Here is a 13,908-nt window from a genome sequence, read left to right as displayed (position 1 = left end):
TCATTTCATGTGGATTTCTTACCACAGCAAGGTGTTTATATGCTATAATATTGAATTGTTATGCACTAGTATGCGTTGGGAGTGGGTCAGCTTTGTCTCTTATAGTGATGAAATTTGGCGGAAGCTCTGTCGGTGATGCAGAGCGAATGAAGCGTGTTGCAAAAAGAATCGTTGAACGAAAACAAGCAGGACATAGCTGCGTTGTTGTCGTATCGGCGATGGGAGATACAACGGATGATTTGATCGACCTGTCTAAGCAAATTTACGATGGAGCCCCTCCGGCTCGTGAAATGGATATGCTGTTAACGACAGGAGAGCAGGTATCGGTAGCTCTCTTATCGATGGCGATACATAATTTGGGTGAGCAGGCGGTTTCTTATACCGGTTGGCAAAGTGGTATTTATACCGAACCGGTTCATGGGAAGGCAAGAATTACGGATATTCAGCCACATCGTGTACAGAAAGCTCTCGAACAAGGCAATGTCGTCATCGTAGCCGGCTTCCAAGGGATGACCGAAGCGGGTGAGATTACAACACTAGGCCGCGGCGGGTCAGATACAACGGCTGTAGCGCTTGCTGCTGCTATTAAAGCAGATCTATGTGAGATTTATACCGATGTAGATGGTATTTATTCGACAGATCCGCGCATCGTGAAAGTAGCGAGAAAGTTAAATGAGATTTCCTATGATGAGATGCTGGAGCTTGCTAATTTAGGGGCTGCTGTTCTGCATCCAAGAGCTGTAGAATATGCCAAAAATTATAACGTTACCTTAGTGGTACGTTCCAGCTTTACTTACAATGAAGGTACCAACGTGAAGGAGGAAGCAGTGATGGAGCAAGGAATCGTCGTTCGAGGCATCGCTTACGATAAGAATGTGGCAAGAATTAGTATTCTGGGTGTACCCGAGAAACCGGGACAGCTGGCGAAAGTATTTATTGCGCTTGCCGAAGAGCAAATTGATGTCGACATCATCGTACAAAGCGGTGTGATCAGCGGTTCGGCTGATTTCTCTTTCACAACGACCCTAGCAGATCGTGAAAAAGCATTGACCGTCATTGAACAAATTCGTGGTGACATCGGATACCGTGAAGTCACTTCGGAAGTGAACCTTGTGAAAGTGTCCATTGTTGGCGCTGGTATGGTAAGTACACCAGGCGTTGCTGCAACGATGTTCAAAGTGATCTCTGATCTTGGTATCTCTATTTCATTAGTTAGTACATCCGAGATTAAAATGTCGTGCGTTGTTGACAACACGAACCTAACCGAAGTTATCCGTGCTCTGCATACTGCATACGGCTTGGACACTACGGAGCATGCGTTTGTTGGTGGACCAGAAGATCGCAGATAATCGAATTTTCAAGGCATTTTATCCGAAATAAAATAAGCTAGCTTTAATAAAAAAGCCGTTATTCCGGCTGCCATTAAAGGGCCAACCGGAATGCCGCGCATAAATATAATGCCAAATATAGAACCAATCACAAGACCCACAATTAATTGTGGGTCTATTTTTAGCAGTTCCAACCCTTTTCCATTCATATAAGTAGCAATAGCTCCGCCAAGTAGTGCGATGATTCCAGGCCAAGTGGTGAATACCGATAGGATATCCTTCATAGAAATGCGCTCGCTGGCAAAGGGGACCAGGACCCCTATCGTCAAGAACAGCAACCCAAGTTCCAATCCTCTGCGCTCCATCGTGGGGAAAAAACGATCTAAACCAATAAGTTTAATCGCAAGTAAAATGCAAGCCGCGGTCGTAATGATGGGTGATCGTCCAATGAGTCCAATAATAATGAGAATAACTAAGAGCAAATCGCCATTCATAATCAAAACCCCTCGTCCTCATAACTTCAATCTTAGTTTATGAGAAGGGCTTGTATTTAGAACGCAGGCGTGTCTGTCAAAGATGCATCAGTACCATCTGATCTCGTTCCAATATGGGAACTTGATCTGTGGTATTCGGTTTGGCGCACACAATCAAATCTGCCCGGAAACCAGACTTATTCATTTTCTTTCCATTACTGCAGGCTAATATGGTCTCAAACAACGTATCCTTTGATTGCAAATAACATCCCCGCATAGCCATGCCGAAATCATTGACTGCCATATTTTTGTCACCGAGCAGAAAGGATAATTCCTCAAGGATAAGACCTGCGCAAAGCCCATCTTCCAATGAAAAAACATCTTGGGTTCCTGCACACAAAATAACGGTGTCCCGTTTGAAATCGACCGCGGCCCTTGCACAGGCTCTGCTATTTAATAGGGCTCCCGCTAACACGTGATCGGCTTTCATCGCTTTCTGAATACCTCTTGTTCCATTTGTGGTTGTAAGAATAATTCGCTTGCCTTGGATAGCTGCTTTTGTGTATTCCAGTGGCGAATTACCGAAATCGAAACCAGGAATCTTTTTGCAAAAACGCTCACCTCCAAGCAAGTCACCCTCACGAAATAACTCTTTGGCTTTCAGAACTGTTTCCACAGGAACAATGGCTTTGCAACCGTTAATCAGTGCGGTGATGATCGTGCTAGTTGCACGTAAAACATCAACGACAATGACGGTTTTGTGAAGAAATTCGTCACTTCTAGCTTCGCCAATGTTGGCGACAACCTCGATATGCATCTTTTAATCCTTTCTGGTACCTAAAGACAGCGTATCAGAACGGAGTCCTCTCCGTAACGCTTCTAACGCCATCAACTCATCCGGTGAAATATTACCCAAGTGGATGTCTGGGCCTAGCATGCTAATTAAATGCACCTGCTGACTTTTGAGCGGTGCTTCCCATAAGAGCTGCTGCCCAGGAATTGCGGAAAGTACTCGTTGCAGTTCGTCGTCCTTACATTTTCCGTTATTATCAAAGATCCCAACGCCCATGCCCGATTCTCGAGCTTCTATGGTTACCAATTTAGCCCCGAGTTCCGTGTCGATTAAGACCGTTTCAATTAATTCCTCCAACTCAATAGAGGAACCCCAGCCTTTCTTACCATATTCGGTAATGACCTCGAAACCTTCTTCCAATCCTCTGGCAATAAGCTCATTTCGAAGTTTGCGCTCCATCTCAATCGTCCCGTCGGAAATTTCAACACCATTAAAACCAAGTGCGATGAGCATGTCAAAAAAAGAGCTTACTGCATTCTGTCTGATGGCAACCTCCAGAAAGGTACCACCCGGGTAAATACATATACCGCTTTCTTTTGCTGAGTTTATCTTACTTTTAAGCACGTGCTGAGGATAAAGCGGCGAGGTACCGAAGCCAATTTTGATCATATCCAGATGGCTGCTTGACGTGCTGAGTAAATCTTGGAAGGCGTTCAAGCCTAATCCTTTATCCATCACCATCGTTTTACCCAGCGTCCTTGGTTTAGCCTGCCTTTGTCCTGTGGGGTCGGCTAGAACGGGGTTCCATTTCAAATGAGAGGTCACTTCCATCTGTAATTCTCCTCACTGTCCTTTGAAGGTTCAATTCTGTGTTCAGCATATGCATCTTCACAAATGGTGGTGCCCAGCATGCCTAAAATCAGACGAGCTTGCATAAGGTAGGGTAAAAAGCTTTGACCCTACCTTATGCGTTCTGTCGAATAACGGTCGCTCCGCGAATTTATAAAAACCTCCAGGACTCCATTGTAAAGCTGTTCCTTTAAATGGATGGAGTTGGTAGGAACAGCTTTACAAAAGTCGCTCTTCCGGCCTTTTATAAATCCGCTCCGCTAAATATTCGACGACACATAAAACTCAAACATTTTTACGAGGAGGAGTAGAAAGAAATGAACAAAATTGTCCTAACGATGGCTTCGCTGAGGATGATGTCAGGGAGTATTGAGATTATTGCAGCCATCGTGATGCTGAGGTTGGCGACGGTGGAGAAAGCGCTGCTGGTGAACTCAGGACTGGCTCTAGTAGGTCCTCTAGTACTTCTAGCAACAACGACGATTGGATTAGTAGGTATAGCAGAGAAACTATCATATGGCAAAATGCTCTGGGTGATTGCGGGAGTAAGTTGTCTCTTTATTGGTATTTTAAAAAAGTAATCGGTCATATTTCTTTCTATTAAGCATAGAAATGAGTATAGAAGACTGGACAACTTGGAGGGATGTCTCCCTATGCTCGATTCGATTGCGTACTTACTGCCTCAAACTTTCCGATTTCTCTTAGCAGGACTGCCGCCGGACGTACAAGCTAGTGTTGAAGAAATAAGGGTGAGAGAGTCACGGCCCCTTGAGATTATCTGGGGTGATCGTTATACCTTTGTGGGAGAACGGGGGGGAATGGTGACTCAGGAAACGAAGGCATACAAGCCAACACAGCAGGACTGTCTTACGTTGCTAGAGATGCTCACGAATCATTCCTTGTATACCTTCGAGGAAGAACTGCGTAGAGGCTATATCACGATTGCTGGTGGTCATCGAGTAGGACTAGCAGGGCGAACTGTTTTGGACCAGGGACATGTCAAGCAAATACGTGATGTGAGTTCATTCAACATAAGGATTGCCCGAGAGATCAAGGGTGTCGGCCAAGAGGTTTTACCACAGCTATTCGATCCTTTACTAAGAAGCATCCATCATACGCTCATTATTTCACCTCCACAGCACGGAAAAACAACACTGATCCGTGATCTGGCAAGATTGATTAGTCGGGGAGAGTGGGGGGCGAATAACGTATCGACGGCTGGTAAGAAAGTGGGAGTCGTGGATGAACGATCAGAATTGGCTGCTTGTGTCAAAGGGGTGCCTAGATTCGATCTGGGGCCACGAACAGACGTTATGGATGGTTGTCCGAAGGCGGAAGGCATGATGATGATGATTCGCTCGTTATCACCAGATGTTCTGATTGTGGATGAGATTGGGCGTCCAGAAGATGCGAACGCCATCCATGAGGCTGTTCACACCGGGATTCGCGTCGTAGCCACTGCGCATGGTGCTGATTATGAGGATGTACGCAGGAGGCCGGTTCTGAAGCAGCTGTTGGACGAGGGGGTATTCACGAGGTATGTCATCCTGCATAGAAGAAAAGGAGCATCGGCTTCTTACCGCATCTTGGATTGTCAGGGCAAGCCCTTGGAACTCTACCCTGTGCGTAAAGGATGATGTTAGATGCTGAAATTTGTCGGTGGGGTTCTTATTATCGGTGCTGCTACATTGTTTGGTTTCCTAAAGGCTGCGCACTATGTAAGGCGTCCCAAACAAATCCGTGTCCTTATCAGTGCATTAGGGAGAATGGAGACGGAAATCATGTACGCACTCACACCGCTGCCTGAAGCCTTCGCCTCACTTAGCAAGCAGGTCGCAGAACCGCTTTCTTCCTTATTTCGAATAACTTCAGAGCGTTTATTGAAAAGTGACGGTAAATCCACCCGCGAGATTTGGCAATGGAGTGTCAATGATGTATGGACAAGAACTTCGATGAAGCAAGCGGAACAAGAAGTGGTGCTGCAGCTGGGAACCGTTCTTGGACTCACAGATCGAAGTGATCAAATCAAACATTTACGGCTCGCTATTAGCCAACTTCAAACGGAAGAAACCGATTCTAGGGAAGAGCAGAGGCGCTACGAGAAAATGTGGAAAAGCCTCGGTGTCTTAATCGGAGCATTGATCGTGATATTGATGTATTAATGGAAGCAAGGGATACTTGGCCGTACAAGTGAGTTCCTTGTCAACAGAGTGAGGTGCCTGGAATGAACGTAGATGTGAATGCCATTTTCCAGATCGCCGGCATCGGCATCATCATCGCGATGATCCATTCGGTGCTCAAACAGATGGGCAAAGAGGATATGGCACACTGGGTCACGGTCATTGGCTTCGTGGTCGTGCTCTTTATGGTCGTCAGTATGCTCGATCATTTATTTAAAGAAATCAAAACGATCTTCCTATTCCAATGAGGTGGGCCTGATGGAAATCATCCAGATCGTAGGTTTAGGACTCATCGTTACGATATTAACACTCATCATCAAAGAGCAGAAGCCAATGTTCGCTTTCTTGTTGGCAGCATTTACAGGCATCATGATTTTCTTGTTCCTGATCGGTAAAATTTCTTCTGTTATCCAGGTGCTCGAGGACTTAGCTCAAAAATCAAGTATCAATATGGTTTTTCTCAAAACGATTCTGAAAATCATTGGTGTTGCTTACATCGCTGAATTCGGTGCTCAAATCGTGCGAGATGCCGGTCAAGAATCCATTGCCTCCAAGATCGAGCTTTCTGGGAAAGTGCTCATTATGGTGATGGCTATTCCAATTATTAGCGTCATCATAGAGACCGTCGTTAAACTGCTCCCTGCTTAGATGATCCATGAGGAGTGACCTATATGAATCTACTTTATTCGCACCAGAAGCTGAACAACCGCTGGATCATTTTGTTCATAATGACAATGGGCTTATGGCTTGGATTGACGGGCACTATGGCCGCTGAATCGCCTACGGATGTCATTATCAAGGAGCAGGCCAACCATCTGAATACGGAACCTGTTGAGCAATATTGGGATAAGCTCATGAAGGATTACGGCGGTTACTTCCCCGAAAGTAAGACACCAACCTTCATGGAATTGCTGCTTGGGACCAAAGGCATTAGCATGAAGAGCATTTTCAAAGGGCTGCTAAGCTATGTGTTCCACGAAATCATCATTAATGGAAAGCTGCTTGCTTCGATCGTTATACTGACGATTTTCAGTATGATTCTCGAAACGCTGCAAAGCTCCTTTGAAAGAAACACGGTCAGCAAGCTAGGTTATTCAATTACCTATATGGTTCTGATTATTATAGCTATCAACAGCTTCAGCATAGCAATCGGTTATGCCAAAACAGCCATCTCTTCCATGATGCAATTCATGATTGCCATTGTTCCTTTGATGTTAACGCTTCTAGCTTCCATGGGCAATGTCACATCTGTGGCGATATTACACCCTCTGATTGTGTTCATGATCCATTCAGTTGGCACAGCGATATATGTGTTTGTATTCCCGTTGTTGTTCTTTTCGGCTGTTCTGCACATCGTAAGCTCCCTTAGCGAGAAATACAAAGTCACCCAGCTAGCGAACCTGCTGCGCACAATAAGTTTAGGTATGCTCGGGGTATTCGTCACTGTTTTCCTTGGTGTTATATCGATTCAAGGGACTGCGGGAGCGGTTAGAGATGGCGTTGGGATTCGAACGGTAAAATACATTACCGGAAACTTTGTCCCCGTTGTAGGACGGTTATTCTCGGATGCAACTGAGACAGTGATTGGAGCATCGCTGCTTGTAAAAAATGCAATCGGACTCGTTGGGGTTGTCATTCTAATCTTGTTGTGTGCGTTTCCGGCAATCAAAATTTTAACGCTAGCTTTCATCTATAACTTATCCGCAGCGATCATGCAGCCCTTGGGAGATAGTCCGATTATAGCTTGCTTACAAACGATAGGTAAGAGCTTGATTTATGTGTTTGCGGCACTGGCAGCAGTCAGCTTAATGTTCTTTCTGGCACTAACGATCATGATTACAATCAGTAATGTCTCCGTGATGATGCGGTGAAAGGAGGCAGCTATGGATTGGTTAGCGGGATGGCTAAAAAGCGTCATTATGGTCATTATGTTGGCTACATTTGTTGATCTATTACTTCCCAGCAATACGATGCAGCGATATGTCAAAACGGTTATGAGTTTGTTCATCTTGCTCACGCTGTTATCTCCAGTACTTCAATTGTTTCAAAAGGATTGGGATATCGATCAATTGATCGGTCAAGCGGAACAGCGGCAAAACGAGAAAACAATGCTTGCGAGCAGCGGCGGCGGAAATCCATATATGAAATCGCTCGATGTGATTACGAAGGATGCCCAAAAGCTTCAAGAAGCAGGACAAAAACAATCACAGCAAATGATTCAAAATCAACTGGCTGAGCTGATGAAAGAGGATTTACAGAAGCAAACAGAGCTGATCATCCAAGACGTTCAGGTGCTGGCGCAAATCGACAATAACGGGAAACCTGCTATAACGAAAGTCAGGGTAACCCTTGATGATATAGAAACGACGAAACAGGTTAAATCAACATCAGCCTCCAGAAGCATAGCTGTCATGGAGCCAGTCAAGCCAATTGATCCGATACGGATCGAACCAACAACGAAGCTGCAGGGAAGTAACCTAAGTGACAAAGAAGCAGCTGCTCTGCCTAAGTTATCGTCACGAATGGAGCAAGAGGTTGACCATCTCAAGCAAAAAATCGTGCGTGATTGGATCGTGGAGCCTGCACAGATTGATATCCAATTGAAACAACGGAATGAAAGGATTGCGAGGTGAATGGATGGGAACATTGCTGCAATGGATGGAGCACAAATTCGGCGGAGGTCCGGGAGGACCCAAACGCAAGAACACGCTCTTGTGGGTCGTTATGATTGGACTCTTGGGAGCTGCGCTGATGATTATGAATGCATTTATGACTGTAAAAGATGTTGATCCCATCAATACGGGCAGGGCCTCTCCGCAACCCAGCAAAGAAACATTTCTCAACAGTACATCCAAAGAAAATTCTGCCTTTCATGATTATGAAGCGGCCTATCAAACACAGTTAAAGGAGATTCTGCAAAAAATTGTTGGTGTTGGCGATGTTGAAGTGCTCGTTACAATTGAGTCGACGGAAGAAATGACGGTCGACAAAAATTACAATGACAATCAGCAAATGACGACAGAACGCGACAATGGTGGAGCGACACGGAATATATCCCAGGTAACGCGGAGTGGTGAAGTGGTTGTCTATCAAGTTTCCGGTGACCAGAAACCGCTTGTGCTCAAATACATTAAACCGAAAATCAGAGGCGTCATCGTTGTCGCCAAAGGCGCTGAGAATCTCACAGTGAAAAAAATGATTACTGAAGCTGTAGAGCGAGGACTTGATGTGCAAGCGAGTAGGATCTCTATTTTACCCCGCAAAACAGGGGGATGAATGTAGGTAGCAAATCAAAATTGAGGAGGAATTTCAATGAATGCGAAAAGACAAACAATTTGGCTCGTTTCTATGCTTAGTTTAATGGTGGTGCTTTCCGCCTATTATCTGTTCACAGAGGATGTCAATAAGCTTGATTTAGCCACAACGGAAACGATCAATAAAACACAAGAAGTGAAGATTGATATGAGTCAGGTTGACCCTGCGAATGCTGCGAAAACTGATGTGAAAGCGACAACTGGTGGAGATGCGAAAGTCGACACGAAAGCTGTAACACCGCAAAATTCAACAAAAACAGACGCGAAAACAGATGTTAAAACCGATGCTAAAACAACGACGACACAAGATGCTTCCAATGCGACTAAACCAGATACGGCCAAAACGGATGATCAAGTTCTGAAGATTGTTGAAGAGCAAGCGAGAACGACATCAGCTAGCGATTATTTCACGAATGAGCAAATGAAACAAAGAGATTATTTCAGCAAAACATCCTCTGATTTAATGGAAATCATTATCGATTCGAAAAAGACACCTGAAGCTGTAGCCAAAGCGACAAATGACTTAGCGAAACTGACAGATATTCAAGAAAAAGTAGAAAATTTACAAGATGTACTTATGAAAGACTTCCCGCAAGCCATCATTAATCAAGATGGAAACAAGTGGAAAGTGACAGTTCAAAGCGATAAATTGGAGAAAAGCCAAGGTGTAACAATCGTTGATATGGTGATGAAAGAGCTTGGTACAGGTCCGGAAAATATTAAGATTCAATATGTTCGTCCTTAGTAAAAAGAGATGAGATTAGCCTATTAGGGATGGCAATGGAAAGGGTCCGGACAAACTGGACTCTTTCCATTTCTTGCGTTTATGGGTATAATACATACGTTGCGGCTATGAAACCGCATTTTTTACTGGTTCACCAACCTTGAAGGAGTGACATGAATGTTCAAATTGAGTGAAATCAAAGAGTTGATCAAACTCGTCGATCAATCCTCTTTACAAGAGCTTGAAATCGAAAATGAAGGTGCACGCCTTTCTATTCGCAAGCCGAATAAAACGGAGTCTGTCTATGTAACGGCCCCCGTTCAACACACGTATGCTCCGATCGGTCAAGCAAACATGGGTAACACAGCACCTGCTGCCGCTCTCGAAGCTTCTATCCCTGCGACTACTGGACATGCTAAGCAAGAGGACTCATCTTTACATAAGATAGTTTCACCGATGGTAGGAACCTTCTATCAATCTGCTTCTCCTGGCTCTGCTCCTTTCGTAAGTGTTGGCTCCAAAGTAGGTGACAAAAACGTTGTCTGTATTGTGGAAGCTATGAAATTGATGAATGAAATCGAAGCTGAAATTAAAGGTGAAATCGTTGAAGTGCTCGTAGATAACGGTCAGCTTGTAGAGTACGGACAACCTTTATTTTTAGTTAGACCAGAGTAAGCGATTAGTAAGCTTAGGCTTATGGCGCAGTTTTGCTTGAGCAAAACGCAGTACACGCTTATGATGCAAGTTTTCCTAACGGAAAACTCTTAGGAGGAAAAATAATGAAATTTCATAAAATCCTAATAGCGAACCGCGGAGAAATTGCTGTTCGTATTATCCGAGCTTGTCGTGAGCTTGGCATTTATACAGTGGCTGTTTATTCGGAAGCTGATCGTGATGCGCTTCATGTGCGTCTAGCCGACGAAGCCTATTGTATTGGGCCGACTGCCTCCAAGGACAGCTATTTGAACTTCACCAACTTGATGAGTGTTGCTACGCTAACAGAATGTGATGCGATCCATCCAGGATATGGCTTCTTAGCAGAAAATGCGGACTTCGCAGAAATTTGCGAGAGCTGCAATATTACATTTATCGGTCCTTCCCCAGATGCGATAAGCCGAATGGGTGATAAAGCGGTTGCCAAGCAAACGATGAAAGAAGCGAGAGTACCGATCATTCCAGGTTCAGACGGTTTGGTTGAGAACATTGACGACGCGATCGTCATTGCTCGAGATATCGGTTACCCGATCATCATTAAAGCGACAGCAGGCGGCGGCGGTAAAGGTATACGTATTGCCGAGAACGAGGAAACACTCGTACAGCAGATTACGGCAGCGCAGCAAGAAGCACAAAATGCTTTTGGCAACGCAGGTATATATTTGGAGAAATACTTGACAGGCATGAAGCATGTTGAGATTCAAATTTTAGCTGATAAACACGGTAATGTTGTTCACTTAGGTGAGCGTGACTGTTCCGTACAGCGCCGTAGACAGAAGCTTGTTGAGGAAGCTCCTTGCCCGATTCTGACAGCTGAAACACGCACAGCGATGGGGCAAGCGGCCGTTCGTGCAGCGAAAGCCGTTAATTATTCCGGTGCAGGAACCCTTGAGTTCCTACTCGGTCCCGATGGTAATTTCTACTTCATGGAAATGAACACGAGAATCCAGGTTGAGCATCCCGTAACCGAAATGATTACAGGAATCGATATCATCCAAGAGATGATTCATGTAGCAGAAGGCAATCCATTATCTTTTGCACAAGAAGATGTCCGCATCAATGGATGGGCTATCGAGTGTCGTGTGAATGCGGAGGATCCGAATCGGAACTTCATGCCTTCACCGGGCCAAGTGAAGTTTTACTTGCCGCCAGGTGGTTTTGGTGTTCGTGTTGACAGTGCGGTATATCCGGGCTACACAATCCCGCCACACTATGATTCTATGATCGCTAAGCTTATTGTTTGGGGAAATACGCGAGAAGAAGCGATTGCCCGCATGAAAAGAGCACTCACTGAGTTTGCGGTGGAAGGTGTGAACACAACGATTCCCTTCCATTTGAAGCTGCTTGAGCACAAGAAATTTATCAAGGGTGACCATGATATTAAGTTCTTGGAAGAGCATGATGTCAATGATCCAGAATCGTAGACAAACATTTGTCATATTTTTGACGAAATGGTATACTAATAAATTAAGATGGCTTATCCAAACAATGGATCAAGCAAAGAAATTCACATGAAACAAGTTTGTTTCACAAATACAGTTATGCTTACGACGCCAGTTTTGCTGGCGCAAAACTCTAAGGAGGTGCCACAATGAGCACAATCGCTCCGGATTACGTCAAAACAGACATGGGCAGCATCCAAATTGCCCCCGAGGTTATCGAAATCATTGCCGGTTTGGCAACGGTGGAAGTGCAAGGAGTAGCGGGGATGAGTGGCGGATTAGCTGGCGGCATTGCTGAATTGCTTGGACGTAAGAATTTGTCCAAAGGCGTAAAGGTAGAAGTCGGACAACGTGAAGCAGCCATTGACGTCTCCATCATTATTGAATATGGCAATCGAATTCCTGAAGTTGCAAGCGACATTCAACAAAATGTGAAGCAGGCAATTGAATCGATGACAGGCTTAAATGTTGTTGAAGTCAACGTGCATATTCATGATGTTCATTTTAAATTGGCAGATAAACCGGTTGAAGAAGAAACAGCAGCTGCCCATCGTGTGAAATAGGCGGAATTGCTGCATCCATATGGATCAATTGAAACCCCCTACAGGTTGCAGGGGGTTTCCTCTAACTATAGGAAGGGGACAAGCTTACGTGGCTAAAATTGTGGACAGGCTCTTGCTACTTCTCTATAGCCTAATTATTCTAATTGCTTCTATCGTTGTTTTGTTCACAGCTTCGAGTTGGATCCCGTTAGAACAAGCAGGTCAAATGTTAAGTAATTTTTATTTCGAAAAAAGCTTTGCATACCCAGCGATTATCATCAGCTTGGTCATGCTGTTGATCTCTGTTCGTTTCCTCATTTTAACGCTGCGCCGCGGTCGTTCTCAAGCGCCATCCATCGACCAACGAACGGATTTCGGAGATATTCGCATCTCGATAGAAACGGTTGAGAATTTATCTTTGAAAGCCGCTGGTCGTACCAAAGGTGCCAAAGATTTACGTGCCCGTGTAAGGGTGAATCAATCAGGTCTAGAAATTACGATCAGAACCATTGTGGATGGGGAAAGTTCGATTCCTGAACTTACAGAAGAGATGCAAAGTACTGTGAAAAGTTACATCGAGGATATTACTGGCATTCCTGTAGCTTCCGTAACCGTATTCGTAGCGAACATCGTGCAATCAGCCCCAACTTTTAAAAGCCGAGTCGAATAGAGGTGAACCCACTCATGTGGAATGAACTGTGGGAGTCCCATAGGGGCAAAGTAATCGGAGTGGCAGCAGGCATTTTCTTCGGCTTCATTTATTTGTTTTTTGGTTTTTGGGATATGTTGATCTTTGGATTCATTGTTCTGCTCGGTTTTTATGTCGGGAACAAACTGGATCGGAAAGAAAGTTTCGTCATTCTTGAAGACATTTGGCGCTATCTCACGCAAAAATGGAGAATGTTTCGCTAAAATCCCTGGTTCTACCATGGATTTTTTTGTTTGGATTCATTCCAATATGACGTATACTAGTAAAAAGAGTTTTTTAGGACGAGTTACATCCATGATTGCTTAAGAAGTCAGTTTTCTGGCGAAAACTTTTAGGAGGACCATAATGAAACGCAGAGTTGCACGAGAAATTGCCGTACAAAGCCTTTACCAAATCCAGATGAATGAGGCTACACCTCAGGAAGCTGTCCAAATTGCGATTCATGAAGCAGAGCATGACAATGAAACAGAGTTGAATTTTTCTGGAGATAAAATTGACCCTCTATACATTATTGAACTTGTTGAGGGTACATACAGTAACAAAGTTAGAATTGATGAACTGCTTGAAGAGTATTTAAAAGGTTGGGCGATGGACAGGCTCTCACGGATTGATCGTGAAGTGTTGCGTTTGGCTGTATATGAAATGCTGTACAGAGATGATGTTCCACCTAAAGTTGTCGTCAATGAGGCGATTGATTTGGCCAAGCATTATGGCACGGAGGAGTCAGGTAAGTTCGTTAACGGTGTACTTGGTAAAATGATTAAAGAAGTTGAAGATTTAAAGGGCAAAGTAACTCCGTCCTAATTAACAATGATTATTCAACCATTTATATATAGCCAT

The 13,908-nt window shown here is 44.4% G+C and carries 19 protein-coding genes; 16 read left to right on the top strand and 3 right to left on the bottom strand.

What is annotated here, in order from left to right:
• Positions 1 to 92 precede the first annotated feature (92 nt).
• Positions 93 to 1,349: an aspartate kinase gene (locus tag QFZ78_RS09985; protein WP_307547088.1), complete on the top strand. Its 1,257-nt coding sequence runs from the start codon at positions 93 to 95 to the stop codon at positions 1,347 to 1,349.
• An 8-nt stretch (positions 1,350 to 1,357) separates the two neighbouring features.
• Here QFZ78_RS09985 and QFZ78_RS09980 read toward each other — a convergent pair whose 3' ends face one another.
• The 3 genes from QFZ78_RS09980 to comA form a co-directional block, all read right to left on the bottom strand.
• Positions 1,358 to 1,822 (bottom strand): DUF441 domain-containing protein, encoded by a 465-nt coding sequence (locus tag QFZ78_RS09980; protein ID WP_307547087.1) that lies wholly within the window; start codon positions 1,820 to 1,822, stop codon positions 1,358 to 1,360.
• Between the two features lie 76 nt (positions 1,823 to 1,898).
• Entirely contained in the window at positions 1,899 to 2,618 is a 720-nt protein-coding gene (locus QFZ78_RS09975; protein WP_307547086.1) for a 2-phosphosulfolactate phosphatase, read from the bottom strand.
• Between the two features lie 3 nt (positions 2,619 to 2,621).
• Positions 2,622 to 3,425 (bottom strand): phosphosulfolactate synthase, encoded by an 804-nt coding sequence (comA, locus tag QFZ78_RS09970; RefSeq protein WP_307547085.1) that lies wholly within the window; start codon positions 3,423 to 3,425, stop codon positions 2,622 to 2,624.
• Positions 3,426 to 3,760: 335 nt separating this feature from the next.
• Here comA and QFZ78_RS09965 point away from each other — a divergent pair, with 335 nt between their 5' ends.
• The 15 genes from QFZ78_RS09965 (at position 3,761) to nusB (ending at position 13,872) form a co-directional block, all read left to right on the top strand.
• Positions 3,761 to 4,024, top strand: coding sequence for a YqhV family protein (locus tag QFZ78_RS09965; RefSeq protein WP_057306427.1), 264 nt, complete (start codon positions 3,761 to 3,763; stop codon positions 4,022 to 4,024).
• 72 nt (positions 4,025 to 4,096) lie between these two features.
• Complete coding sequence (spoIIIAA, locus tag QFZ78_RS09960; protein WP_307547084.1) at positions 4,097 to 5,080, top strand: stage III sporulation protein AA; 984 nt, start codon at positions 4,097 to 4,099, stop codon at positions 5,078 to 5,080.
• Positions 5,081 to 5,086: 6 nt separating this feature from the next.
• Positions 5,087 to 5,605 carry a stage III sporulation protein SpoIIIAB gene (gene spoIIIAB, locus QFZ78_RS09955; RefSeq protein ID WP_307547083.1) on the top strand — a complete coding sequence of 173 codons (519 nt, stop codon included), beginning with the start codon at positions 5,087 to 5,089 and terminating at the stop codon, positions 5,603 to 5,605.
• A gap of 62 nt (positions 5,606 to 5,667) precedes the next feature.
• On the top strand, positions 5,668 to 5,871 hold the full coding sequence (gene spoIIIAC, locus QFZ78_RS09950; RefSeq protein ID WP_029197158.1) for a stage III sporulation protein AC: 204 nt from the start codon (positions 5,668 to 5,670) through the stop codon (positions 5,869 to 5,871).
• 10 nt (positions 5,872 to 5,881) lie between these two features.
• On the top strand, positions 5,882 to 6,271 hold the full coding sequence (gene spoIIIAD / locus QFZ78_RS09945; protein ID WP_056837867.1) for a stage III sporulation protein AD: 390 nt from the start codon (positions 5,882 to 5,884) through the stop codon (positions 6,269 to 6,271).
• A gap of 23 nt (positions 6,272 to 6,294) precedes the next feature.
• Entirely contained in the window at positions 6,295 to 7,494 is a 1,200-nt protein-coding gene (spoIIIAE, locus tag QFZ78_RS09940) for a stage III sporulation protein AE (protein WP_373460042.1), read from the top strand.
• 12 nt (positions 7,495 to 7,506) lie between these two features.
• Positions 7,507 to 8,256, top strand: coding sequence for a stage III sporulation protein AF (spoIIIAF, locus tag QFZ78_RS09935; protein WP_307547082.1), 750 nt, complete (start codon positions 7,507 to 7,509; stop codon positions 8,254 to 8,256).
• 4 nt (positions 8,257 to 8,260) lie between these two features.
• The gene (spoIIIAG, locus tag QFZ78_RS09930) at positions 8,261 to 8,899 is read left to right on the top strand and encodes a stage III sporulation protein AG (protein WP_307547081.1); all 639 of its coding nucleotides are present in this window, start codon (positions 8,261 to 8,263) and stop codon (positions 8,897 to 8,899) included.
• 36 nt (positions 8,900 to 8,935) lie between these two features.
• Positions 8,936 to 9,682 carry a SpoIIIAH-like family protein gene (locus QFZ78_RS09925; protein ID WP_307547080.1) on the top strand — a complete coding sequence of 249 codons (747 nt, stop codon included), beginning with the start codon at positions 8,936 to 8,938 and terminating at the stop codon, positions 9,680 to 9,682.
• A gap of 156 nt (positions 9,683 to 9,838) precedes the next feature.
• Positions 9,839 to 10,336, top strand: a complete 498-nt coding sequence (gene accB, locus QFZ78_RS09920) for an acetyl-CoA carboxylase biotin carboxyl carrier protein (protein WP_307547079.1) — start codon at positions 9,839 to 9,841, stop codon at positions 10,334 to 10,336.
• 104 nt (positions 10,337 to 10,440) lie between these two features.
• Complete coding sequence (gene accC, locus QFZ78_RS09915; protein WP_307547078.1) at positions 10,441 to 11,799, top strand: acetyl-CoA carboxylase biotin carboxylase subunit; 1,359 nt, start codon at positions 10,441 to 10,443, stop codon at positions 11,797 to 11,799.
• Between the two features lie 167 nt (positions 11,800 to 11,966).
• Positions 11,967 to 12,380 (top strand): Asp23/Gls24 family envelope stress response protein, encoded by a 414-nt coding sequence (locus QFZ78_RS09910; protein ID WP_171643488.1) that lies wholly within the window; start codon positions 11,967 to 11,969, stop codon positions 12,378 to 12,380.
• Between the two features lie 88 nt (positions 12,381 to 12,468).
• The gene (amaP, locus tag QFZ78_RS09905; protein ID WP_307547077.1) at positions 12,469 to 13,029 is read left to right on the top strand and encodes an alkaline shock response membrane anchor protein AmaP; all 561 of its coding nucleotides are present in this window, start codon (positions 12,469 to 12,471) and stop codon (positions 13,027 to 13,029) included.
• A gap of 14 nt (positions 13,030 to 13,043) precedes the next feature.
• Positions 13,044 to 13,271 (top strand): DUF2273 domain-containing protein, encoded by a 228-nt coding sequence (locus QFZ78_RS09900; RefSeq protein WP_307547076.1) that lies wholly within the window; start codon positions 13,044 to 13,046, stop codon positions 13,269 to 13,271.
• A 142-nt stretch (positions 13,272 to 13,413) separates the two neighbouring features.
• The gene (gene nusB, locus QFZ78_RS09895) at positions 13,414 to 13,872 is read left to right on the top strand and encodes a transcription antitermination factor NusB (RefSeq protein WP_047673943.1); all 459 of its coding nucleotides are present in this window, start codon (positions 13,414 to 13,416) and stop codon (positions 13,870 to 13,872) included.
• The last annotated feature ends 36 nt before the right edge of the window (positions 13,873 to 13,908 follow it).

This window comes from Paenibacillus sp. V4I5, from assembly GCF_030817255.1.
GTDB lineage: Bacteria > Bacillota > Bacilli > Paenibacillales > NBRC-103111 > Paenibacillus_E.
This window is presented reverse-complemented; position numbering and strand designations above follow the sequence as displayed.